General features: G+C 68.1%; 14 protein-coding genes. 7 read left to right on the forward strand and 7 right to left on the reverse strand.

Annotation, left to right across the window (positions count from 1 at the left end; all coding sequences use genetic code 11):
* The first annotated feature begins 95 nt into the window (after positions 1-95).
* Complete coding sequence (locus ACFXKG_RS29910; RefSeq protein ID WP_365817669.1) at positions 96-1,064, forward strand: diacylglycerol kinase family protein; 969 nt, start codon at positions 96-98, stop codon at positions 1,062-1,064.
* 316 nt (positions 1,065-1,380) lie between these two features.
* Entirely contained in the window at positions 1,381-1,638 is a 258-nt protein-coding gene (locus ACFXKG_RS29915; RefSeq protein WP_004937597.1) for a WhiB family transcriptional regulator, read from the forward strand.
* Positions 1,639-1,869: 231 nt separating this feature from the next.
* Here the strand turns inward: ACFXKG_RS29915 and ACFXKG_RS29920 are convergent, their stop codons facing one another.
* The gene (locus ACFXKG_RS29920) at positions 1,870-3,375 is read right to left on the reverse strand and encodes a histidine kinase N-terminal domain-containing protein (protein WP_382896838.1); all 1,506 of its coding nucleotides are present in this window, start codon (positions 3,373-3,375) and stop codon (positions 1,870-1,872) included.
* A 399-nt stretch (positions 3,376-3,774) separates the two neighbouring features.
* Complete coding sequence (locus ACFXKG_RS29925) at positions 3,775-4,848, reverse strand: SIS domain-containing protein (protein WP_384845670.1); 1,074 nt, start codon at positions 4,846-4,848, stop codon at positions 3,775-3,777.
* Between the two features lie 212 nt (positions 4,849-5,060).
* Between ACFXKG_RS29925 and nagB the strand changes: the two genes are divergently transcribed.
* The 4 genes from nagB (at position 5,061) to ACFXKG_RS29945 (ending at position 17,827) form a co-directional block, all read left to right on the forward strand.
* Positions 5,061-5,843 (forward strand): glucosamine-6-phosphate deaminase, encoded by a 783-nt coding sequence (gene nagB, locus ACFXKG_RS29930; RefSeq protein ID WP_384845672.1) that lies wholly within the window; start codon positions 5,061-5,063, stop codon positions 5,841-5,843.
* Positions 5,844-5,959: 116 nt separating this feature from the next.
* The gene (locus ACFXKG_RS29935; protein WP_384845674.1) at positions 5,960-10,267 is read left to right on the forward strand and encodes a LamG-like jellyroll fold domain-containing protein; all 4,308 of its coding nucleotides are present in this window, start codon (positions 5,960-5,962) and stop codon (positions 10,265-10,267) included.
* Between the two features lie 133 nt (positions 10,268-10,400).
* On the forward strand, positions 10,401-17,390 hold the full coding sequence (locus ACFXKG_RS29940) for a polymorphic toxin-type HINT domain-containing protein (RefSeq protein WP_384845676.1): 6,990 nt from the start codon (positions 10,401-10,403) through the stop codon (positions 17,388-17,390).
* Positions 17,372-17,827 carry an Imm10 family immunity protein gene (locus ACFXKG_RS29945; RefSeq protein ID WP_384845678.1) on the forward strand — a complete coding sequence of 152 codons (456 nt, stop codon included), beginning with the start codon at positions 17,372-17,374 and terminating at the stop codon, positions 17,825-17,827. The genes ACFXKG_RS29940 and ACFXKG_RS29945 overlap by 19 nt, the downstream gene beginning before the upstream one ends.
* A 964-nt stretch (positions 17,828-18,791) precedes the next feature.
* Here the strand turns inward: ACFXKG_RS29945 and ACFXKG_RS29950 are convergent.
* Both ACFXKG_RS29950 and ACFXKG_RS29955 read right to left on the reverse strand, forming a co-directional pair.
* Entirely contained in the window at positions 18,792-18,983 is a 192-nt protein-coding gene (locus ACFXKG_RS29950; RefSeq protein WP_384845680.1) for a hypothetical protein, read from the reverse strand.
* Between the two features lie 11 nt (positions 18,984-18,994).
* A complete protein-coding gene (locus tag ACFXKG_RS29955) occupies positions 18,995-19,846 on the reverse strand; it encodes a helix-turn-helix domain-containing protein (protein WP_384845682.1) in 852 nt (283 codons plus the stop codon).
* A 221-nt stretch (positions 19,847-20,067) separates the two neighbouring features.
* Here ACFXKG_RS29955 and ACFXKG_RS29960 point away from each other — a divergent pair, with 221 nt between their 5' ends.
* Complete coding sequence (locus ACFXKG_RS29960) at positions 20,068-20,604, forward strand: ATP-binding protein (protein WP_384845684.1); 537 nt, start codon at positions 20,068-20,070, stop codon at positions 20,602-20,604.
* 25 nt (positions 20,605-20,629) lie between these two features.
* Here the strand turns inward: ACFXKG_RS29960 and ACFXKG_RS29965 are convergent, their stop codons facing one another.
* Genes ACFXKG_RS29965 through ACFXKG_RS29975 form a run of 3 tightly spaced genes read right to left on the reverse strand, consistent with a single transcriptional unit; the run spans position 20,630 to position 24,173 of the window.
* On the reverse strand, positions 20,630-22,252 hold the full coding sequence (locus ACFXKG_RS29965; RefSeq protein WP_384845686.1) for a glycoside hydrolase family 3 protein: 1,623 nt from the start codon (positions 22,250-22,252) through the stop codon (positions 20,630-20,632).
* Positions 22,253-22,260: 8 nt separating this feature from the next.
* Complete coding sequence (locus tag ACFXKG_RS29970) at positions 22,261-23,121, reverse strand: carbohydrate ABC transporter permease (protein ID WP_384845711.1); 861 nt, start codon at positions 23,119-23,121, stop codon at positions 22,261-22,263.
* 44 nt (positions 23,122-23,165) lie between these two features.
* Complete coding sequence (locus tag ACFXKG_RS29975; protein ID WP_384845688.1) at positions 23,166-24,173, reverse strand: carbohydrate ABC transporter permease; 1,008 nt, start codon at positions 24,171-24,173, stop codon at positions 23,166-23,168.
* Positions 24,174-24,281 lie beyond the last annotated feature (108 nt).

Raw genomic sequence — 24,281 nt, forward strand, 5'->3', positions numbered from 1 at the left:
GGATCCGGCGCCGGGTACGCCGCCGGGGTGCCGGGGCGCCGGGCGCGTTCCGCCCGGGGACGACCCGCCGCCCCCCGGCCGGTAATCTGCTCGGCATGCGCGCACTCCTCGTGGTCAACCCGGCAGCAACCACCACCAGTGCCCGCACCCGAGACGTACTCATCCACGCGCTGGCCAGCGAGATGAAGCTGGAGGCGGTGACGACGGAGTACCGCGGGCACGCCCGCGACCTCGGCCGGCGGGCCGCCGACTCCGACGACATCGAGCTGGTCGTGGCCCTGGGCGGGGACGGCACGGTCAACGAGGTCGTGAACGGTCTGCTGCACAACGGCCCGGACCCCGAGCGGCTGCCGCGCCTCGCGGTGGTCCCCGGCGGTTCCACCAATGTCTTCGCCCGCGCGCTCGGGCTGCCGAACGACGCGGTGGAGGCGACCGGCGCGATTCTCCAGGCGCTGGAGGAGAAGAGCGAACGTACGGTCGGCCTGGGACTGGCGGCCGGGACGCCGGGGTCGGAGGACGAGGCGGTGCCGTCCCGCTGGTTCACCTTCAACGCGGGGTTCGGATTCGACGCGGGAGTCGTCGGCCGGGTCGAACAGCACCGGGAGCGCGGAAAGCGTTCGACGCACGCCCTCTATGTGCGCCAGGTGATACGCCAGTTCCTCGAAGAACCGCACCGCCGCCACGGATTGATCACTTTGGAACGGCCTGGTGAGGATCCGGTCGAAGATCTCGTTCTGTCGATAATCTGCAACACCGCTCCCTACACTTACCTGGGGAATCGACCGCTGTACTCGTCCCCCACGGCTTCCTTCGACTCGGCGCTCGACGTCCTCGGACTGACCAGAATGTCCACTTCGGCGGCGGCCGTATATGGGACACAACTGCTCACTTCGACCCCTGAGCGGGGCCCCCACGGACGCCATGCGGTATCCCTGCACGACCTGACCGACTTCACCTTGCACTCCAAGGCGCCCCTCCCCTTCCAGATGGACGGCGACCATCTCGGAGTGCGTACGAGCGTGACGTTCACAGGCGTTCGCCGTGCACTGCGTGTGATTGTGTGAGCGGAAGAGGCAAAACTCCTTTCACTCGAACGTTTAGGCTGGCATCCACCCCATGGAAGTACGGCTGTGACCTAGTCGACACCGAGGAATCAAAAAAAACTTTCCAGAAGGGGTTGTATCCGCCGCCGAGGTTTGCGAATCTCTACATGGCGCTCGGGACGGCCCGCAACACCGGCCTCCCTGAGAACCAGAACCCCTCCTCAAACCAAGGACTCCGCCGGGTTTCCCGGCGGTCGGCCCTTCCCTTGTCGAGGGATTCGTGAAAGCGTTCACATTCACAAGCAACCTGCACGTAATACCAAGAGAGGTAGCAGCCATGGACTGGCGTCACAACGCCGTTTGCCGCGAGGAAGACCCCGAGCTGTTCTTCCCCATCGGCAACACCGGTCCTGCGCTGCTGCAGATCGAGGAAGCCAAGGCCGTCTGCCGTCGCTGCCCCGTCATGGAGCAGTGCCTGCAGTGGGCGCTCGAGTCCGGCCAGGACTCCGGCGTCTGGGGTGGACTCAGCGAGGACGAGCGCCGCGCGATGAAGCGTCGCGCCGCTCGCAACCGGGCGCGTAACGCGACCGCCTGAACCACCCTTGTAACAGCCTCAGGCGGCGGAGCGTACAGCGTGTACGCATAGACCCGCCCCCGAACCGCAGCGCGCAGTACCCCCCGATGCGCATCGCATAGTGAGCTTCGAACCGAGCCCCGTACCGTAAAACGGTCCGGGGCTCGATGCTGTGTGCGGTACTTTCCGGTGGCGGGCTCCCCCAACTTCCGGTGGCGGGCTCCCCAACCGCTTCGGCGATTACTTCCGCGGCTACTTCTGCGGCTCCACCGGGATGTCGAGCAGGACGCGCGTGCCGCGCACCGGCGCGGGCACCATGTCGAAGGTGCCGCCCAACTCGCCCTCCACCAGGGTCCGGACGATCTGGAGCCCGAGATTTCCGGCCCGGTGCGGATCGAATCCCTCGGGCAGCCCCCGCCCGTCGTCCTGGACGGTGATCAGCAGCCGGGTGTCCGACGTGCCCGAGGTGCCCGTGCGCCGGTTCTTCTTCGCCGGCGAGTCACCGCTGCGGACCGCGGAGACATCCACCCGGCCCTCCTCCCCCGGGTCGAAGGCGTGCTCCAGCGCGTTCTGCAGAATCTCGGTGAGCACCATGGAGAGCGGAGTGGCCACTTCGGCGTCCAGGATGCCGAACCGTCCGGTACGGCGGCAGAGGATCTTGCCGGGCGAGATCTCCGCCACCATCGCCAGGACACGGTCGGCGATCTCGTCGAACTCGACGCGCTCGTCCAGATTCTGAGACAGCGTCTCATGGACGATCGCGATGGAACCGACGCGCCGTACGGCCTCGTTGAGCGCCTCGCGGCCCCGCACCGAGTCCATCCGGCGGGCCTGGAGGCGCAGCAGCGCCGCCACCGTCTGGAGGTTGTTCTTCACCCGGTGGTGGATCTCCCGGATGGTGGCGTCCTTGGTGATCAACTCACGTTCGCGGCGGCGGAGTTCCGTCACGTCCCGGAGGAGCACCAGCGAGCCGATCCGGGTGCCCTTCGGCTTGAGCGGGATGGTGCGGAGCTGGATGACCCCGCCGTTGCCCTCGACCTCGGTCTCCCGGGGCGCGTAACCGCTGGCCAGTTTGACGATGGCCTCGTCCACCGGGCCGCGGGCGGGCGCGAGTTGGTCGGTGGCCCGGCCGAGGTGCTGTCCCACCAGGTCGGACGCGAGTCCCAGCCGGTGATACGCGGAGAGGGCGTTGGGGCTGGCGTACTGGACGACCCCGTCGGCGTCGAGCCGGATCAGCCCGTCCCCGACCCGGGGTGACGCGTCCATGTCGACCTGCTGGCCGGGGAAGGGGAAGGAACCGGCGGCGATCATCTGCGCCAGGTCGGAGGCGGACTGGAGGTAGCTCAGCTCCAGCCGGCTCGGGGTGCGGACGGTGAGCAGATTGGTGTTCCGGGCGATGACCCCGAGGACCCGGCCCTCACGCCGTACGGGGATCGACTCGACCCGTACGGGAACCTCCTCACGCCACTCGGGGTCGCCCTCCCGGACGATCCGCCCCTCGTCGAGCGCGGCGTCCAGCAGGGGCCGGCGCCCGCGCGGCACGAGGTGGCCGACCATGTCGTCCTGGTAGGAGGTGGGCCCGGTGTTCGGCCGCATCTGGGCGACGGAGACATAGCGGGTGCCGTCGCGGGTCGGGACCCAGAGGACGAGGTCGGCGAAGGAGAGGTCGGAGAGCAGTTGCCACTCCGAGACCAGCAGATGCAGCCACTCCAGGTCGGATTCACCGAGGGCTGTGTGCTGGCGTACGAGATCGTTCATGGAGGGCACACCTGCGAGCGTACCCGTGGGACGGATCAGACCCTCAAGGGGCGACCCCTGGTCCGGATCAGGGACGCCCTTGGTCTGTACTGAGGGGTAGGCGGCGAATTAGGCTCACCGTACGCGCCGCGGGCATGGACACCTCCGAATGGTCTAGTCCAGAATGGTGCGACAGGCTTCCACCCTCCCCGCACAGGAGGGTGGAACGAGGTGCCGGCGCTCTCTGCCCTGACTGCGGCGGAACCTCTCCCAACGGCCGCCGGGACCGCACACCCGTCGGCCGTAGCAACTCCGGGCTGCGGTGCCGTACGGGTTGAGGGTCCCGTCGCGGCGCCGCGGCCCGCGGGTGTTTCGAGGAACGCGACGTCCACCGGCCCCCGGGCGGAGCCCGGTGGTGACTCAGCTCGACTCGGGCGTCTTGGCCATCGTGCGCGGGGCGTCCGGGTCGTAGCCGCGGGCGATGGAGATCTCGTAGGCCAGACGGTGGAGCGGCAGGATCTCCAGGATCGGCTGAAGCTCCTCCCCCACTCCCTCCACCGGCAGCACGAACCCCGCCGAGGCCCGCGCGGTCTCCGCCGCCGGGCCCACCACGCACAGATCGGCGCCCCGGCCGCGCAGCCGGTCGAGGACGGGGCGGAGCGCCTCGCCGCCCTTGCCCTCGGGGACGACGGCGATCACCGGCGAGCTGTTGTCGATCATCGCGAGCGGGCCGTGCAGCAGATCCGCGCCCGAGTAGGCGAGCGCGGGGAGGTAGGCGGTCTCCATCAGCTTCAGGGCCGCCTCCCTGGCCGTGGGATAGCCGTACCCCCGCGAGATGACGACCATCCGCCCGGCGAACCGGTAACGGGCGGCGAGCGTCCGTACCTCCGCGCCCCGGGCGAGGATCTCGTCCGCCAGATCCGGCACGGCGGACGCGGCCCCCGTTCCGTCGGCGCCGCCGAGGCTCTCGGTGAAGAGATACAGCGCGAGCAGCGAGGCGGTGTACGACTTGGTGGCCGGCAGCGCCCGTTCCGCGCCCGCCAGGACGTCGATGTGGTACTCGGCCACGGCGGCGAGCGCCGAGTCCGGGTTGTTCGTCACCGCGAGCGTGATCGCGCCCGCCTCCCGGGCGGCCCAGGTGGCGGCCACGAGATCGGGCGAGCCGCCCCACTGGCTGACGCCGACGAAGAGCACACCGGTGAAGTCGGGGCGGGTGCCGTACGCCGTGATGGTGGACATGGAGGCGAGCCCGCAGGGCAGCCCCCGCCTGATCTCCAGCAGGTACTTCGCGTACAGCGCCGCGTGGTCGGAGGTGCCGCGCGCCGCGAGCAGGACGAAGCGCGGCTTCCGCGCGGCCACGGCACCCGCCACCTCGCGGATCCCGGGCGCCCCGTCCGCGAGGAGCCGCCGCAGCGCCGCGGGCTGCTCCAGCACCTCGGTGGACATGACGCGGCCCGCGTACTCGCTCGGCCCGGCGGGAAACGCGGCAGACATGCTGGGTGCCCTCCAGTCGCTCACGCCCCCGTCACCCAGTCGAACACGCCCCCGCCCGGCCCCGCCACCGGGCTCCTCCCCCTTCCGCCCTCCCCCTCCCCTCCCTCTTCGTCGCCTGCGCTTCGCCGAGGATTCAGGAACCGGCGCCGTCCCCTCTGCTAGAATTGGTCTATACCACAAAAGACCTCACCATCAGATCGGCAGGGCCCAGCGTGGAAGTGGTCATCGTCCCGGACGCCGCCGCGGGTGGCGCACTCATCGCCGACAGCATCGCCGCACTGCTGCGCCGTAAGCCCGACGCCCTCCTCGGCGTGGCCACCGGCTCCACGCCCCTGCCCGTCTACCAGGCACTGGCGGAGCGGGTCCGGGCCGGCACCGTGGATGTCTCGGGCGCGCGCATAGCCCAGCTCGACGAGTACGTGGGGCTGCCGTCGGGCCACCCCGAGTCGTACCGCTCCGTCGTCCTGCGCGAGGTCGTCGAACCGCTGGGCCTGGACCCGAGCGTCTTCCTCGGCCCCGACGGCGGTGCCGAGGACGTCCAGGCCGCGTGCGAGGCGTACGACCGCGCCCTCGCCGAGGCCGGCGGGGTCGACCTCCAGCTCCTCGGCATCGGCACGGACGGCCACATCGGCTTCAACGAGCCCTGCTCCTCGCTCGCCTCCCGCACCCGGATCAAGACCCTGACCCGGCAGACCCGCGCCGACAACGCACGCTTCTTCGACAGCCCCGACGAGGTACCGCACCACGTCATCACCCAGGGCATCGGCACCATCCTGGAGGCCCGCCACCTGGTCCTGCTCGCCACGGGCGAGGGCAAGGCGGACGCCGTGGCCCAGGCGGTCGAGGGCCCGGTCGCCGCCCTCGTACCCGCGTCCGCGCTCCAGCTCCACCCGCACGCGACGGTGGTCGTGGACGAGGCGGCGGCCTCCCGCCTGAAGCTGGCCGAATACTTCCGCGCGACGTTCGCGTCCAAGCCGGACTGGCAGGGCATCTGACAGGTTCGCCCCGCTCCGGACCGGATAGCCCCAAAGATCTCCGTTGACAACCCTGTGCACACGGCATTTAACTCTGCGAAGTTGTGTACTTCCTGTGACGCTTGGGGCGGGGATCCATGGGTGGGGTGTGGGGAAATCGTGATGCCCGGAAGAGGAGACGCAGGCGGGGGCCGCCGTACGCGGGAGGTCTCGTGTGCGGGCTCGCCGTCGTGCTGGCGGCGGGACTTGTCCCGCTGAGCGCTCCGCCCGCCGCCGCGCGTCCGGCGTCGGCTCCTGCCGTTTCGACGTCGGACGCCGACGAGGGCCGGAATCCGGACGAGGCCACCGCGGAGGCCACCACGGACGACGCGCTCGCCGAAGCGAAGCGATTAGGCAGGCCGGTCGAGGTCGGGTCCCTGCGGGGTGAGCACAGTGATGTGTTCGCCACCCCCGAGGGCGCGTTGGAGGCGCGGGAGTATCTGCGTCCGGTACGGGCCCGGGTCGACGGCGCATGGCGGCCGGTCGACACGGAGCTGGCCAAGGCTTCCGACGGGTCGGTCGCGCCGAAGGTGTCCACTGTGGGCATCCGGTTCTCGTCGGGGGGTACCGAGCCGCTCGTACGGATGGACAAAGCGGGGCGTGAGGTCGCCCTCACCTGGCCCGGGGCGCTGCCCGCGCCGGAGTTGAACGGCTCCACAGCCACCTACCGGGAGGTGCTGCCGGGGGTCGATCTGCGGATGGGGGCGCAGGAGGACGGTTTCACACAGCTGCTGGTCGTGAAGACGGCCGAGGCAGCGGCGAGCGAGAAACTGGCCGCGCTCCGTCTCGCACTGGCCTCGGAGGGCGTGGACGTTCGCGAGACGCCGGAAGGCGGCCTGGAAGCGGTCGACCGGGGCTCGGAGGGCGCGGTGTTCGAGGCGCCGAAGCCGATGATGTGGGACTCCAGTGCCCCGTCCGGTGACGGTACGGGATCGGCCCGGCGGCGGGCCGCCGTCGAGGAGGGCGTGGACGCGACGCGGGAGCCCGGCGCGAGCGAGTCGGGCAAGCTGGCGGCCGTGGGGGTGGCCGTGCCCGCGACGGGTGACGCCCTCGTACTGACCCCGGACGCGGAGATGCTGTCCGACGCGGACACGGTGTATCCGGTGTTCATCGATCCGCAGTGGTACTCGCCGAGGGCGTCGGCCTGGACGATGGCGTCGAAGTACTGGGCGTCGTCGCCGCAGTGGAAGTTCAACGGTGAGTCGACGGCCGGGATGGGCTTCTGCAACTGGGACTACTGCAAGCCGCACGACACGAAGCGTCTCTTCTACCGCATCCCGACCTCGAAATTCGCCGGGAGAACGGTCCTGTCGGCCGAGTTCGTGGTGCGCAACACGTGGTCGGCGTCGTGCGACGCGAGCAGCGTGGAGCTGTGGCGGACGAAGGACATCTCCTCCTCGACGACGTGGAACTCGCAGAAGGCCCCCGGCTTCTGGATCAAGGAGCTGCGGAAGAGTTCCTTCGCCTACGGCTACGACGGGTGCGCGGCGAAGGACGCGGAGTTCGACGTGAAGTCGGCCGTGCAGGAGGCCGCGAACGGCAAGTGGTCCACGATGACGTTCGGGCTGCGCGCGGAGAACGAGGAGGATCCGTACGGCTGGAAGCGTTTCTCGGACAAGGCGTATCTGCGGGTGAAGTACAACCGTCCGCCTCCGCAGATCAAGATGTCGCAGCTCACGATGGAGTACGGGGGGACCTGCAAGAAGCCGGCGAACGCGGCCAGGGTGCGCACCCTGGGCAAGATCTACGCGAACAAGGTGACCGACCCGGACGGCGACAACGTCTCCGTGCAGTTCCAGGCGTCCTGGGACACCGGGGACGGCAAGGGGATGGTGGCCCGCTGGAGCCCCGCCCGCACCACGGCGAAGCCGTCGGGGTCGACTTTCTCGATCGGGCTGCCGTCGTCGATCCCGAAGAACAAGCAGGTGGCCTGGTACGTGCGCTCGTACGACGGGGCACAGTACTCCCCCTGGTCGACCGCCGGCGACCCGACGGGCTGCTACTTCATCTACGACACGAGTGTGCCCAAGGCTCCGGCGATCGCCTCCGGGGAGTATCCGGCCTCGGACCCGGAGGATCCGGACGACCCGTGGTCGGACGGGGTGGGCAAGTACGGCGCGTTCGAACTGAAGGCCGCCGACAGCGACGTGGTCAGGTACTGGTTCGGGGTCAACACGGACCCGTCCTCGAAGAACGCGCTGACCACCACGGGCGGCGCGGCGAGGACCACCCAGGTGCTGCCGTCCGAACCGGGGCTGAACTTCGTCACCGCCCAGGCCTTCGACGCGGCCGGCAACGGCAGTGAGATCCGTACGTACCAGTACCGCGTGAAGGCCGGCCAGCCCGAGCGTGCCGCCTGGAACCTCGACGATCCGGCCGGCGCCACCGCGGCCGGGGGCACGGCCGGCGCCCGCGTCGCCGAATTGCGCGGCGGGGCCACCCCGGGGGTGGCGGGCGCGATCGGCACGGCGGTCTCGTTCGACGGGGTCGACGACTACGCGCAGACGGACATTCCCACGGTGGCCACCGAGAGCGGCTTCTCGGCCGCGGCCTGGGTGAAGCTGTCCAGGATGCCGGAGACCGCGGCGATCATCGCCGCGCAGCCGGGCAACCACAGCCCCGGTTTCGAGCTGTACTACTCCAAGTCCTACGACCGCTGGGTCTTCAACCAGTACCTCTCCGACACGGCCGGCTCCAACGCGGTACGGGTCATGTCGGCGACGCCCGGTGACGCGAAGGCCGGGACATGGACGCATCTCGCCGGGACGTACAGCCAGACCGACGGCGAGCTGAAGCTGTACGTCCAAGGGAAGCTGGTCGGCACGACCCCGTACACCACACCGTGGGACGCGCGCCGCGGGCTCCAGATCGGCGCGGGCTCCTACAGCGGCCAGGCCGCCTCGTTCTTCCCCGGCACCATCGACGACCTACGGATCTACGACAAGCCCCTCACCGCCACCGAAGTCACCCGCCTGCACACCAAGCAGCCCATCGGAACGGGCCGCCCGGCCCGCGCGGTCTTCCCTCTGGACGAACCCACCGACGCGACCCGCGTCACCGGCCGCGCCGACGTCCACCCCGCCGTCCTCAAGGGCGGCGCCACCCCGGGCCGCGCCGGGATGACCGGCAAGGCGCTGACGCTGGACGGCAAGGACGACTACGCCACCGCCGCCGCCCCGCACGTCAACAACCGGCGCAGCTTCACCGTCTCGGCCTGGGCGAAACTCTCCAGGACCAAGCCCGACCACGCGGCGATCATCGCGACGCAGGCCGGGGAGCACAAATCCGGCTTCGAGCTGTACTACTCCAGCTCCTACGACCGCTGGGTCTTCAACCAATACATCTCCGACACCCCCGACTCCAACGCCATCCGCGCCATGCAGGCCGAGGGCAGAACCGCCAACGGCGGCGAGTGGACCCACCTGGTCGGCGTCCACGACACCGTCGCCAACCAGCTCACCCTGTACGTCAACGGCGCCGAAGCGGGCCGCGCGGCCGTATCCGAAACCTGGTACGCGGGCGGCCCGGTCCAGATCGGCGCCGGCTCCTACGAGGGCACGCCGGATTCGTTCTTCCCCGGCCGGATCGACGAGGTGAAGATCTTCGACCGCCCGGTCTCGGCGGACGAGGTACGGCAGTTGTTCAAGCAGAGCCCGGTGGTCAAGGGCCGCTGGAAGTTTGAACAGAGGAGTGGGAACAGCAGCCCGGACGCTTCCGAGGAAGGAAACGACCTGGCTCTTGGCGCCGGTGCGCAGATCGGGTCCGGCTGGGTGGACGGCGGGCTCGTCCTGGACGGCGTCGACGACTACGCGACCACTGCTGCCGTACCGGTGGACACCGGCGCCAGTTTCACCGTCACCGCCTGGGCGCAGGCAGCGGCGTTGCCGAAGTCCGGAGTGACGCTGCTCAGCGTGCCAGGCGCGCAGAAGAACGCCTTCTCCCTCCGCTACATGCCGAGCGCCACCCCGGATACGGATGCCGGTCGATGGCGGATCACCATGGCCGACCAGGACAGTTCTTCGGCAGTATCCGCCGAGGTGGAGAACGGACAGTTCTACGGTCCCACGGACTGGACACACCTGGCGGTGGTCTATGACGGATTCACCAAGGAACTGCGTCTCTTCGTGAACGGTGAACTGGAAGAGATCGCCTGCGCGGACGACGACGAGAACGGAGAGGCTGACGGCACCTGTGCCGACAGGGCTTCCTGGGCCGAGGACGTGCTGTCGTTCAAGGCGAGTCAGCCTCTCCACATGGGCCGGATCAAAAGCGGCTCCACCTGGGGGCAGTTCTGGCCGGGAACTCTCTCCGACGTATGGGCCTTCCAGGGCACGTTGTCCGAGCCGCAGATCAGTCAACTCGCCGTCGGTGCGCCTGGGATGGCTACGGAAGTACCCGCCGGCTGATCGGTGGAGCGGGCATGGGCCGCACGGCCGCCCATGCCCGCGGCAGGTTGTGTTCACTCCGCTGTATGACTTCCGCTCCGCCTTGTGCGACGCCTGTCGCCGGGTGGCTGTAGTGAGGGGTTGAAGAACAGGCATGAATGGCAGACAAGGCTCACGGTTCCGCCCTCTGCGGCGCCGCGTCGCACTGGCCTCCTCGGTGGTCATGGTCGCCACGCTCCTCCAAGGCGTGGTCCAGCCGGCCCTCGCCGTGTCGGACGAGGGGATGGCAGGAGTCGCCCTCCCTGCGTCGGAGCGGGCCGTACCAGGCAGTCCAGGTGAGGTGAGGCCGCGTGCGGCGATGAAGGGGCCGCGAACCCCCGAGGAGCGTCCCGGCGACGCGTGGCCCAAGGCCGCTTCTGTCCGGGTCCGTCTGCCGGAGCCGAGTACCGCGCGTGCCACGGGATCCGGGGCGGTGGCCGTGCCGGGCGCGCCCCTGTCCTTGGCGGCTCCTGAGGAGAAGAAGGGCCGTGTCGCCCGCGGGGAGGTCGAGGTGCGGGTACTCGATCGCGCCGCCTCGGAGAAGGCCGGTGTGGACGGCCCTCTGTTCACTCTGCGTTCCGTACGAACCGAGGGATCCGTACGCACTCAGGTCGACTACTCCTCCTTCGGCCAGGCGTACGGTGGCGGATACTCCTCGCGCCTGCGCCTTGTCGAGCTGCCCGCGTGTGTGCTGTCGACCCCGAGTGCCGCGAAGTGCCGTACAGGGAAGACGCTCCCCGCCTCCCATGACGCCGAGCGGAACACACTCACCGCCGACTCGGTCTCGCTTACCTCCGCCGAGGCGACCGTGCTGGCGATCCAGGCCGATGCCGAAGGGGACAAGGGGAGCTACAAAGCCACGTCGCTGTCACCGTCAGGGGCCTGGAACACCAACCTGAACACCGGAGACTTCACCTGGTCGTACGCTCTGCCCGCAGCGGAGGTGCCGGGAGGGCTGAAGCCCAGCGTCGGGCTCTCGTACTCGTCGGGTGGTGTCGACGGCCGTACCGCCAACACCAACAACCAGTCGTCGTGGGTCGGTGACGGCTTCGACCTCTCTCCCGGCTTCATCGAGCGCCGCTACAAGCCCTGCGCGGACGACGGGGTGGAGAACGCGGACGGTAACAAGCCCGGCGACCAGTGCTGGGGCTACGACAACGCGTTCATCTCGTTCAACGGGAAGGGCGGCGAGCTCGTACCCGCGGGCGACGACAAGTGGAAGCTGAAGGACGACGACGGCACTCTCATCGAACACCGGAAGTCCACCAACCGCGGAAACGGTGACAACGACGGTGAGTTCTGGCAGCTCACCGATCCGGCCGGTATCCGCTACTACTTCGGATTCAACCGGCTGCCCAACTGGGTCGAGGGAAACGAGGAGACAGACTCCACCTGGACGGTGCCGGTATACGGAAATGACACCGGCGAACCCTGTCACGCATCGGCATTCGCCGACTCCTGGTGCCAGCAGGCCTGGCGTTGGAACCTGGACTATGTCGTCGACACACGCAGCAACGCTGTCGCGTATTACTACGACAAGGAAGCGAACTCCTACGGTCGGAATCTGAAGGAGGACGACAACACCCGTTACACCCGGGGTGGTTATCTCGACCGGATCGAATACGGCCTGAAGTCCTCGGCGATGTACACCGCCAAGGCGCTGGGCAAGATGAACTTCACCAGCAGCGAGCGGTGTCTGGCCAACACCCAGACGACATGCGGATCGATCGGTACGGACGCTGCTTACTGGTACGACACTCCGTGGGACCTCAACTGCGACACAGGTGAGAAGTGCGACGAGGGCCGGCTCTCACCGGCGTTCTTCACCCGGAAGCGGTTGACGGGCGTCGACTCGCAGGTATGGGACGGCAGCGCCTACCAGAAGGTCGACTCGTGGAAGATCGGCCATCGCTGGGGTATGGCCGACACGGACTACCAACTGCTGCTGGATTCCGTCCAGCACACTGGTCATACCGCGAGTCCCGCGATCACCCTGCCGAAGACGACATTCGCCTATACCCAGCTCGCGAACCGTCTCGACAAGACCGGCGACGGCTACGCGCCCTTCATCAAGAGCCGCTTGTCGTCGATCGATGACGAATCGGGCGGACAGGTCTCGGTGAACTACTCGGACGCGGCCTGCGACTGGAACGCTCTGCCGACGCCGCAGTCGAACTCGACACGCTGTTTTCCGCAGTACGTGGGCGGCAGCACCACCGAGGACCCGACGCTCCAGTGGTTCAACAAGTATGTGGTCGCCTCTGTCACCTCCACCGACCGCACCGGCGGCGCCCCCGACCAGGTTGCCCGCTACCAGTACCTCGGCGCCGCGGCCTGGCACTACGACGATGACGACGGTCTGACGGAGGAGAAGCAGAAGACCTGGTCGCAATGGCGCGGATACGGCCAGGTCCGGGTCCAGACCGGCGGACAGGGCGGCGCCGCCGCGATGAAGTCGCAGACCGACACCTTTTTCCTGCGCGGCATGGACGGCGATCGCAAGGACACCAAGGGCGGTACGAAATCGGTCTCCGTGGCACTCGACACGGGCGAGGGCGACGCGATCACGGATCACAGATCCGCGGCCGGCTTCGCGTACAAGAACGTCACGTACTCCGGTCCCTCGGGAAAGATCCTGACCAAGACCGTGAACCGGCCGTGGCATCACGAGACGGCGAAGAAGGTACGGGACTGGGGCACGGTCACCGCGAACTTCACTGGGAGCGCCGGCTCCAAGGTGTGGACATCACTCGACGACGGGGCAGGGGCCGAGTGGCGCACCACCTCGTCGTCGACCACGTACGACACCGTCGCAGGAAGGCCCGTCCGCACGGACGACTCCGGTGACCAGGCGACCTCGGCGGATGACCGCTGTACCACCATCGCCTACGCCACGAACACCGAGAAGAACATACTCACCCTGCCGTCCCGGGTGGAGGTGGTGGCCAAGCCGTGTGCCGCCGACGCCTCCCGCCCCGCCGACGTGGTCTCCGACGTCCGGACCGCGTACGACGGTGCCGCGTACGACGTGCCCCCGGCCAAGGGTGACACCACGGCCACCGCTCAGTTGAAGACGTACAACGGCACCACAGCGGTCTACCTGGAGACGGGGTCCACCTTCGACTCCTACGGCCGTGTAGCCACCAGCACCGACCTGACCGCCGATGTCTCCGTGACCGCGGCGGGTGCGGTGACCCGGACCGCGCGCGCCGACGGGCGGACCACCGTCACGGCACGCACCCCGGCGACCGGTTTCGCCACCAGTGTCCGCGTGACCAGTCCACCCGCTGTGGCAGGTGACACGGCGACGGCGCAGACCTCGGTCACCACCCATGAGATCCTGCGCGGCCAGCCGTTGACCCAGACCGACACCAACGGCGGGGTCACGAGCTTCGCCTATGACGCCCTCGGGCGCTCCACCAAGGTATGGCTGGCCGACCAGCGCACGAGTCAGACGCCCGCCTACGAATTCACGTACAGCGTGGACGAGGGCCGGCCCGTCGTGGTCGGTACCAAGCTGCTGGGCAACAGAGGCGTACAGCGCACCTCCTACACGATCCATGACGGACTGCTGAGGGAGCGCCAGGCCCAAGTGCCCGGACCCGACGGCGGACGCATCATCACCGACAACTTCTACGACGAACGCGGACTGCTGGCCAAGAGTTTCGCGCCCTACTACACGACCGGAAAACCGGCGGCGGGCAAACCCTTCGAGCCGGACAACGCGCTCTCCGTCGAGACGCAGACCCGCTCCACGTTCGACGGACTGGGGCGACCGACGGAAACCCGGCAGATCGCCGGAAACGGCGACGGCGGCACCGTACTGGCCACCACCAGGACGACCTACGGCGGCGACCGCGTCACGGTGATACCGCCGGTCGGCGCCACCACCACGACCACGCTCACGGACGCGCGCGGCAAGACCACCGAACTGCGCCAGCACCAGCAGCGCTCGGCGGACTCCGCCTACAACTCGCTGACCTACACCTACACCAACCGCGACGAACTGTCCGAGTTCACCGACACCGCCGGCAACAAATGGACGTACTCCTACGACCTGCTCGGCCGCCAGACCAGAAGCGCCGACCCCGACAAGGGTGCCACCACCAGCACCTATGACGACCGCGGGCAGTTGACCTCCACCAAGGACGCGCGCAACACCACCCTCGCGTACGTGTACGACGGCCTGGGCCGCAAGACCGAACTGCGGGAGGGTTCCACCACCGGCACCCTGCGCGCGAAGTGGGCTTACGACACGATCAGCGGAGCCAAGGGACAACCGTCGGAGTCCACCCGCTACGTCGGAGGCGAGGCGTACACCTCGAAGGTGGTCGCCTACGACCGTCTCTACCGGGTGCTCCGGTCCAGCACGACGATCCCGACCACGGAGAACGGGCTGGGCGGTACCTATCTGTCGACGAACTCGTACAACGTGGCCGGCGACGTCGAAGGGGTCGGCTACCCCAAGGCGGGAGCCCTCTCCGCGGCAACGGTCGCCTACACGTACGAGGACGACACCCAGCGGCCGGTCGCGACAACGGGCAGCGCCGAGGGCGTGAAGTCCGAGGTGAGCTACAGCTACACGGGCAAGCCTCTCCAGTACCGCTTCCCGGGGATAGCCGGCAAGCAGACGCAGGTGACCAACACGTACGAGTGGGGAACCCAGCGGCTCTCGACCGCCCGTGTGGACCGCCTGAACGTCGCGGGTGTCGATCAGTACAGCACCTTCCGCTACGACGAAGCGGGCAACGTCCTCGCGGTCTCCGACGTGGCCCGTGGCGGCAACGACACCCAGTGCTTCGCCTACGACCATCTCCGGCGCATGACCGAGGCGTGGGCCCAGGGACAGTCGAGCTGCGCCGCTCAGCCGAGCAGCAGCGCCCTCGGGGGACCGGCGCCGTACTGGAACTCGTACGCCTATGACCAGGTCGGCAACCGCCGCTCCGAAACCGTCCACGACGCGGGCGGGAACAGCGCCAAGGACGTCAAGCGCACCTATGCCTATCCGGCTCCGGGAACCGCGCAGCCGCACACGCTGACCTCGGTCACCTCCACCGGCCCCACGGGCACCGCTCAGGACACGTTCACCTACGACAAGACCGGCAGCACCGCGACCCGCACTCTCAGCGGCGACAAGCAGACGCTCACCTGGGACGCCGAAGGCAGGCTCACCAAGGTGACGCAGCCGGTCGAAGGCGCCGCCGACAAGGTCACCGAATACCTCTACGACGCCGACGGCAACCGGCTCATCGGCCGCACCCCCGAGGGCACGACCCTCTACCTGGGCGGCACCGAAATCGTCCTGCCCAAGGGGGCGTCCACCCCCAAGGCCACGCGCTACTTCGACCTCGGCGGCGGCCACCAGGCCATCCAGGAGAACGACGGAAAAGTCTCCCTCACGATCGCGGACCACCACGGCACCGCCCAACTCGCCGTCGACGCCACCTCCCACCAGCTCATGCAGCGCCGCACCCTGCCCTTCGGCGGCACCCGCGGCACGCAACCCGCCACCTGGCCCGGCACCAAGGGCTTCGTCGGCGGCACAGCCGACACCTCGACCGGCCTGACACACCTCGGCGCCCGCGAGTACGACCCCACAACGGGCCGGTTCCTCTCCGCCGACCCGATCATGGACCTCACCGACTCCCAGCAGATCAACGGCTACGCCTATTCCGGCAACAACCCGCTGACCTGGTCGGACCCGTCGGGCCTCTGCTACGCGGACATGTGCGGAATCGGCTACGCGATCGGTGGCACCGGCCAAGTGCCGGGCGACCCGACCCGCTACGTCACGGACGACTCTGGGGCGAAGGCCCGGTACGAAGTCGGTAGTGGAGGCAGCGGCGGCGGGGGCAAGAGCGGTGGGGGCGGAGGCGGACAGAGTTCAACGAACCGGCAGGGGTCGAGCGGATCGTCGAGCCAGCAGCCGGTCATCGCGGGAGTACGGGTTCCTACACAGGAGGAGCTCTTCGCGAGAGGGCACGGCGGCGCCTATCCGGACGCCTCGTACAGTCAAATGCTGGTGAGCTGGGCAGGGGAGCAATGCCAGGGCAATGTCACTGGTGACCTCTGTTCGACGCTTCACGAACTCGGATGGGTCAAGCCGACAGCGGACTTCCTGGAACTCGTCGGCGTCCGCGACGCGCAGCGGTGCGCAAAGGGCAGCGTCAGTGGATGCGTCTGGACCGTCGCCGGTCTCCTCCCCGTAGGAAAGATCGGCAAGGCCGCCAAACTCCTCAAACAGGGCGACCATGCAGCAGCGGCGAAACTTGGTCCTTGTAACAGCTTTCTCCCAGACACCGAGGTGTTGCTGGCCGGCGGAAAGCGCAAGAAGATCGCCGATGTCAAGATCGGCGACAAGGTCATCGCAACCGACCCCGAAACCGGCAGGACCGTCACAAAAACTGTGACTGCCGAGATAATTGGAAAGGGACTTAAAAACCTCGTCAGAATCACCGTCGACCTGGATGGCGAGAAGGGCAGCAGAACGGCCTCGGTCACCGCAACAGCCGGCCACCCCTTCTGGGTCCCAGAGCTCGCCGAGTGGATCGACGCCGCCGACCTTCACACAGGCCAGCAACTGCGCACAAGCACAGGCGACCGTGTCCGGATTGCTGGGATCAAGCGGTGGACCGAGTACAAGACAGTCCACAACCTCACCGTTACAGACCTCCACACGTACTATGTGCTAGCGAGCAAGACGCCGGTCCTGGTTCACAACACTGGCGGCAAAGGCCATATGTGCGATATTACCGCGATGGCTCCTGACGGGACCAAGCGAGTAGACGTCAAGCTGGAGAGCGGTAACATGACTCCAGAGGAGGCTGCTCTCGGCTACCCCAATGATGTCGCCTTCACACACACAGAACATCGGTTCTCACGTATGGCAGGGGCCTCTACCGGGCCAAAGGTTTCACTCCCGAATGATCCATTCCTCGGCAATTATCTATTGAGTCCTGGTGACGCGGTTACGATGCGAGGTCAGCTTCCGCCATGCTCAAGGTGCAAAGGGGCGATGAATCGCATGGTCAGGGAATTGGGAGTGTCGGTTACTTACAAATGGGACGGAGCCAAAGGCGCCGGAACATGGAACGCGAGGGGCTAGGCGTGAGACTTACCGCCACAGAGGTCGGGTTCTTTGAGGACTACGAGGATGACGAAACCCTCGAAGTGGGTTTCACCGGGATCGATGATTCCGGCGTTCGGAGATCATTCTCGATCCAGCGATCCACCTATGAGCCGGACGAACAGGAAATTCAGTCTGGAATGGATTCCTACAACGTCTCGACCGAAAAAGGGTTCACGGTTTACGGCTGTCTGCGGAGCGTGCAACTCAACGACTCGCTAGTGGTCTTGGAGTTCACAGCTGAAGACGCGGAGATTCTTGAAATCTCGACTCCCGTGGAAGTGGACCTGAGTGGTTCGGGAGTCGATGGCGCGGTTTTGCCCGGGAAGCTCAGGGAGGTCCTGGACTGGGGCTCGCGTGAGAAGCGGCCAGAGTTGATTGGATTGAATATTTTCGATCTGCCTTCTGATGGGTGAATTCCTTACCGACGGCTGACGCCAGCCTAGCCGGGAGGGCCAGTGCGTCGCGCAGGTGACGTCCAACTCCTTCGCCGATACGAGGCGTCACGTATTGGCTGATCTTAAATCTGGGCAGATTCGTCTCAATCGAATCACGCGACACCACGAATCAATGATATGTGGTCGTAGCCCTGGACTCACACAAGCGACTCGAAGTTGAATATCGAAATCCGAAAAATAGGGAACATCGAGCCATCCCAGGAGGTGCACCTTCAGTTATCGCAACCGACGTAACCGTCTGGGTTTCCGCAGTCGTTCAAAGCTAATACTTCACAGCTGTCACAGCAATCGCTGAGAGGATTCGATCACTGCTTCGGTGAACGTGGTCCGGTAAGGCTTCTATCGAGAATTACGATCCGTGCATACCCAGGACGACAGTTCGCGCTCTCCTGGGCATGCACGCTTGACGGCAACGGTGACGGCAACGGCGGCTGCGACGGGTGGGGCATCGGGTGCCTTGCCCGTCGGGCCGAGTGCGTCACTCAGGGTGTCGATAGCGTCGCGCTGGAGGCGGAGTCGGAGGTGGGTGTAAACGCCGGCCATGAAGCCGATGTGGGGGTGCCTGGGTGCTGCGGCACCGGGGCAGGAGTGGGTCTCAACGGGCCGCGCACAGTACGGCCCGTTTCGTGCACCTACCGGTGCACTAATGTCCGGCAACTCATTCAAAACGCCTGGCCGATTGAGACAATGGGTGCGTTGCTTGGGCTGGAGCCGAAGGATCTCTGCGCCAGCGCCTTGGCGCACCTCTTGTTCCTGGGCCCGGTTCGGGCGGGTGCCCGACGGCGGACCCAGGCCGCGGGGCATGCCCGGGCGGGCCTCCTGGAACCGCAACACGCGAACCTAAAGGGGCGGGCCTCACGCAAACCTGTCCTCCAGGCTCGCCCGGTTGCCCTTGGCGCCGGTCCGCAGGCGGGGCCCGGCGCTACAGCAGGTGGTCGGCTTTGCCGGCCTTGATGTCGCGGATGAGGGTGGTGAGGGCTTCGCGGGTGTCGGTGAGGTAGGTGTCCTCCTGGCCGGAGACGGCTATGTAGGCGTTGCCGTCCGGGTCCGTGCCGATGCGGAAGCAGTTGTTGCCCGCGCCGCAGAACGGGTCTTCCCAGGTGATCTCGGGCATGACTGGATTCCTTACAGTTCATGGATGATGCTGTGGATGACGTCCTGTGATGCCTTCACCGACAAGCATGCCTCGTCCATCCAGTCCAAGTGTGCTCGATACTTGGCCAGTTGCTCTTCGGTGTACGTAAATTCCGGACCGTGTGCCGAATCGAGCTGCACAGTGTCGAGCTGGGCAACGGCACTCTCGGCATAGAGCAGGGCATGTCCGGCGCCAGGAAAGCTCCCGCGCTCGATGGGCACTATCCGGACGGTGACATTGTCCCGCTCGCCCGCTTCGATCAGAGAACTGAGCTGCTGCTTGGTCACCTCACGACCGCCGAAGCGCATCCTCAGCGCGGACTCGTGGACATACCCCGTGTAGCCGAGGGGCTGTTCGCGGCTGAGCACGCGCTGCCGGTCCATCCGATGCGCCACATGCAGCTCGACTTCGAGGCGCGAGAAAGCCGGGAGCACCGCGCCGAAGACGCTCCGGGCGTAGTCCTCGGTCTGGAGCAGGCCAGGGATGTGAACCGTCTGGATGGTCTGGATCCGGCGTGAATGCCATTCCAGTTCGGCGATGTCCAAGAATCCGGAGGCCAACTTTTCCCGGTACTCGTCCCACCAGTTCCGCTGTGGAAACGTGGCGAGTTCCGCGAGAGCGTCCACGTAGCGTTCATCCGTGCACTCGCAGTGGGTGGCCAAGGCACGCAGCCGCTCAGGGCTGATGTTGCGGATACCTGACTCGAAGTTCGAGATCTTGCCCCGGTCGACACCGAGCAACCCTGCGGCGTGCTCGGCGGTCATGCCAGCGCTCGTGCGCATCTTCCGGACCTCGGCACCGAGTCTCTTCTGTCGCTGCGTGGGGGTGGTCCGTGGGGGCATGGAGATCCCTTCCGTCCGGCTGCCGCTCAGTCTGCCGCGCACCACAATACGGGTCCACCCGTGGTTAATTTTCCAAGTTCGCCTGGTGCATGATGCTCGGGATGCCCTACCTTCAGTGATGCGACGCTCACGCACAGCGAAAACGAAGAGCATTGCACGAGCCTGCCCACAGGTGTCCGCAGACACCACACCAAACCAACGCGTCAACGAGCGGAGTCGTCATGCCCGAAAACGAGTTCGTCCCCGTACTCCCGTACGCCACACCTAGGTTCACCCAGTGCCCGCCCCCGCTCCAGGACGCGGGCGAGCCGAATCCCGGGAACCTCGCGTACGGGCTGACGCTGCCCTCCGCCGTTGCCACGCCGACCGTCGCGCACGAGGCCGCCGAGATCATTCTCGACGTGCACTGCGTGGCGGACCGCCTGATCGACCCGGCCCTGCGGCTCGTGCGCGAACTTGTCGCCTACGCCTGCCGGTTCACCGGATCCGGCGAGCAGGTCCATTTCGCCCTGCGTCATGACCTTGAGGGTGCCCTCCGGGTCACCGTCCACGACACCCACGCCGCGCACGCCCACCCCCGCCTCGCCGCCGTGTGCGACGAACGCCGTCTGGATGCGCTCGACGGCGTGCCCGAACTGGTGGAGGCCCACCAGGGGGCCTGGGGCTTCGGTGCCGCGCACCCTTTCGCCGTCGGTGGCGGCATCGGTACCCGTACGTGGGCCACCCTCGTGCACACCCCGCGCCGCTGGGCCGCCTGACGCGGGGGCGCGGGCCGGCGCGCCTCTACCGCACCCGCCCCGCGAGAACCTCCGCCGCCGCCTGGGCGCAGACGCGGGCCGCGCCGTGGGTGGCGATGTGCAGGGCTCCCCTCGGCGGGGCTTCGTTGAGGCCCATCTCGACCACCAGGGTGTCCGGGCGTGCCGTGAGCAGGGCGTCCAGGGTCGCCCGCATCCAGGGGTGGCGGTGGGCGTCGCGGACCACGGCCACCGTGGTGCGGTCGCCGGCTGCCGTGAGGATGCGGGTCGCCGGGTCGGGGGTGGGGGTGGGGGTGGGCGTGGTGTCCTCGGACGGGGCTTCGGCGTACGTGGCCGACTCCGTGCCCGGGAGGAGGTGGTTCAGCTCGGTCGCCAGGCCCCAGGGGGTTTCCTCGCCGACCGCGATGTTCGCCACCGGGGTGAGGACCGCGACGTACGGGGCGCGGGTGAGCGGGGTGGCCGTGCCGGTGACGCGGAGTGCCCGGCGGGCCGCCAGGAGGCCGATGTCGGGAGTGGGAACCACCCCGGGAGCCGCGCCGGACGTCGCCGACCCCCCGCCGGGCGCCGTCGGCCCTGCGCCGGGCGCGGTCCCCTCCTGTGTGGCCGCGCCCGGCGCCCCGGCCTCGGGGGACACTCCGGCCCGGAGGGTCCAGTCGGCGAGTGCGCGCACCCGTGCGGCCGCGTCGGCCAGGCGTTCCTCGGGCAGTTCGCCGCTGCGTACGGCGGCCACCAGGGCGTCCCGCAGCCGCAGTACGGTGCCCTCGTCCGCCAGGCCGCCGCCGACGCAGATGGCGTCGGCGCCCGCCGCGATCGCGAGGACGGAGCCGCGCTCGATCCCGTACACCGAGGCGATGGCCCGCATCTCCATGCCGTCGGTGACGATCGGGCCCTGGAAGCCCAGCTCCTCGCGCAGCAGTCCGGTGAGGATCCGCGGGCTGAGGGTCGCCGGGCGCTCCGGGTCGAGCGCGGGGAGCAGGATGTGCGCGCTCATCACCGACCGGGAACCCGCCGCGATCGCCGCGCGGAAGGGCAGCAGCTCGCGGGCGTGCAGGGTGTCGAGGTCCACGTCGATGCGGGGCAGCGCGTGGTGCGAGTCGACCGCCGTGTCGCCGTGGCCCGGGAAGTGCTTGACGCAGGCGGCGACCCCGGCGGCCTGGAGCCCCTCGACGTACGCGGCGGTGTGCCGGGCCGCCAGTTCGGGGTCGGCGCCGAAGGACCGTACCCCGATGACGGGATTGTCCGGGTTGGAGTTGACGTCGGCGGAGGGCGCCCAGTTGAGGTTGACCCCGCACGCGGCGAGCCGCCGGCCCAGCTCCCGGGCGACGTCGCGGGTGAGGTCGGGGTCGTCCACGGCGCCGAGCGCGTAGTTGCCGGGGAAGGACGAGCCGTGCCGTACCTCCAGGCGGGTGACGTCGCCGCCCTCCTCGTCGATCGCGACGAGGATGTCGTCCCGTTCGCGCCGCAGCCGCCGGGTGAGCGCCGCGAGTTGTTCCGGGTCGGCGACGTTACGGCCGAACAGCCCGACCGAGGTGAGCCCGTCGCCGATCGCCCGCAGCAGCCAGTCCGGCGCCGTGGTGCCGACGAAACCCGGCTGGAGGACGGCGAGGGCGTCGCGGGTGAGGGTGTCGGTGGTGGATACGAGTGTCGTCATCGGTCCTTCTAACCCTTCACTGCGCCGGCCGTCAGACCCGCTGCCATCTTGCGCTGGACGAGCAGGAACAGAATCACGACGGGAACGGCCATCATCGTGGAGCCGGCCATCATCGGAGCGAACTCCGTCCCGTGCTTGGTGGAGAAGTTGGAGAGCCAGACGGTCGCGGTCTGGTTCTGCTGGCTCATCAGCATGAGCGCGTACAGGTACTCGTTCCACGCCTGGATGAAGCCGTACACCGAGGTGGCGACCAGGCCGGGCGCGAGCAGCGGGAAGACCACCCGGACGAAGGCGCCGGTCCGGCTGCAGCCGTCGACCATCGCCGCCTCCTCCAGCTCCTTCGGGATGTTGACGATGAAGCCGCGCAGGGTCCACACGGTGAAGGGCAGGATGAAGGTGAGGTACGTGATGACCAGGCCGGAGAGCCTGTCGTACTGACCGAGGTCGTTCAGCAGCAGGAAGACCGGGATGATCATGGCGACCAGCGGGACCATCTGTACGGCGAGGATCCCGACGATCACGATCTTCCGCCCCCGGAACGCGAACCGGGAGATGGCGAGCGCGGCGAGCAGCCCGACCGCGACGCCGATCACGACCACGACGGACGAGACGAGCAGCGAGCGTCCGACCGGCCCCCAGAAGTCCGCGATGTCCAGCGCCCGGCGGAAGTTGTCCAGGGTGAGCGTACGGGGGAAGAAGTGCGGGTCGGGGTCGATGGCGTCGCCGGCCGGCTTGAACGCCGTGTTCAGCATCCAGTAGACGGGGAAGCCGAGGACGACGAAGACGAGCACCCCGAGCGCGTTCCAGCCGGCCTTGCGCCTGCCGGGCGCCTGCTTCGGGGTGCGCCGCCGGGGCGCCTTCGCCGTCATGGGGGTCGCGGTGGCCGGGGTCGCGGTGGCCGGGGTCGTCACGCTCACTCCACCTCTCCGATCTTGAGCATCTGGCGCATGTAGACCGCGATCACGCCCAGCAGGAGCAGGACGGTGAGCAGCGCGATCGCCGACCCCTGGGAGTAGTCGTTGACGACGAACGCCTTGTCGTACGAGTAGGTGGTGAGGAGCTGGAACTCGGCCTCGGGATGGCCGTTGCGCATCACGAACACCTGCGGGAAGACACCCATGTCCCAGATGACCGAGAGCGTCGCGAGCATCACGATGACGGGCTTGAGGATCGGCACGGTGACATGGCGGAAGACGCCCCAGGCGCTCGCCCCGTCGAGCCGGGCGGCCTCCTCCAGCTCCGCGGGGACCTGGGTGAGCCCGGCGGAGAGGGTGATGGCGACGAACGGTACGGCGCCCCAGACCACCAGCAGCATGATCACGGCGAGGCCCTGGGGGCCGCTCGCGAACCAGTTGTGCCCGATGAGGTCGACTCCGGGAATCCGGGAGAGCACCCAGTTGAGGACCCCGTAGTCGGTGTCGAACATCCACTTGAAGATGGTGACGGCGACCAGGATCGGCATGCCCCAGCTCGCCACCAGGGCGATGTTGATCAGGGTCTTCACCCAGCCGGAGACCCGCTGCTGGAGCAGGGCGATGGACATGCCGAGCACCATGGTGAGGATGACGGCCCCGGCCGCGAAGACGATCGTACGGAGGACGACCGCCCAGAACTCCCCGTCGCCGAGGACCGCGGTGAAGTTGTCCAGGCCCGCGGACTCCGGGGCCTGGAACCCCCAGAGCTGGGGCTGCCCGAACTTCTGGAAGGAGAGGGTGACCAGCCGGGTCAGCGGATAGCCGAGCACCAGCGCGAGGACGGCCAGGCAGGGCGCGAGCAGCAGCCAGGGGACACCGGCACCCACCGGAGTCCGGCGTCGGCCCCCGTTCCCTCCGGGTCTCGCCCCGGACCCGGAAGGACCCGTGGGCGGCTCGTGCCGCGTGGGCGGATCACCGGCCGTCGTCGCGGTCGTCGTCATCTCCATGGCACTGCCACCGGTACTCGTAGGGGCACTGGCACTCATCGGGGCACTGGCACTGGCACTCATCGCGCGCTCCTCAGCGGGGCGGGCGGGGCGTCCGCCGGCAGCTCG

It is taken from the genome of Streptomyces sp. NPDC059255, assembly GCF_042752355.1.
In the GTDB taxonomy this organism is placed as follows: domain Bacteria; phylum Actinomycetota; class Actinomycetes; order Streptomycetales; family Streptomycetaceae; genus Streptomyces.

What these genes read in the sequence shown, in the direction of transcription:
- ACFXKG_RS29940 (WP_384845676.1), top strand. Translation starts at nt 10,401, where the DNA reads ATGAATGGCAGACAAGGCTCACGGTTCCGCCCTCTGCGGCGCCGCGTC.
- ACFXKG_RS29925 (WP_384845670.1), bottom strand. Translation starts at nt 4,848, where the DNA reads ATGTCTGCCGCGTTTCCCGCCGGGCCGAGCGAGTACGCGGGCCGCGTC.
- ACFXKG_RS29965 (WP_384845686.1), bottom strand. Translation starts at nt 22,252, where the DNA reads ATGACGACACTCGTATCCACCACCGACACCCTCACCCGCGACGCCCTC.
- ACFXKG_RS29970 (WP_384845711.1), bottom strand. Translation starts at nt 23,121, where the DNA reads ATGACGGCGAAGGCGCCCCGGCGGCGCACCCCGAAGCAGGCGCCCGGC.
- ACFXKG_RS29950 (WP_384845680.1), bottom strand. Translation starts at nt 18,983, where the DNA reads ATGCCCGAGATCACCTGGGAAGACCCGTTCTGCGGCGCGGGCAACAAC.
- ACFXKG_RS29975 (WP_384845688.1), bottom strand. Translation starts at nt 24,173, where the DNA reads ATGGAGATGACGACGACCGCGACGACGGCCGGTGATCCGCCCACGCGG.
- ACFXKG_RS29955 (WP_384845682.1), bottom strand. Translation starts at nt 19,846, where the DNA reads ATGCCCCCACGGACCACCCCCACGCAGCGACAGAAGAGACTCGGTGCC.
- ACFXKG_RS29935 (WP_384845674.1), top strand. Translation starts at nt 5,960, where the DNA reads ATGGGTGGGGTGTGGGGAAATCGTGATGCCCGGAAGAGGAGACGCAGG.
- ACFXKG_RS29910 (WP_365817669.1), top strand. Translation starts at nt 96, where the DNA reads ATGCGCGCACTCCTCGTGGTCAACCCGGCAGCAACCACCACCAGTGCC.
- ACFXKG_RS29920 (WP_382896838.1), bottom strand. Translation starts at nt 3,375, where the DNA reads ATGAACGATCTCGTACGCCAGCACACAGCCCTCGGTGAATCCGACCTG.
- ACFXKG_RS29960 (WP_384845684.1), top strand. Translation starts at nt 20,068, where the DNA reads ATGCCCGAAAACGAGTTCGTCCCCGTACTCCCGTACGCCACACCTAGG.
- ACFXKG_RS29915 (WP_004937597.1), top strand. Translation starts at nt 1,381, where the DNA reads ATGGACTGGCGTCACAACGCCGTTTGCCGCGAGGAAGACCCCGAGCTG.
- ACFXKG_RS29945 (WP_384845678.1), top strand. Translation starts at nt 17,372, where the DNA reads ATGGAACGCGAGGGGCTAGGCGTGAGACTTACCGCCACAGAGGTCGGG.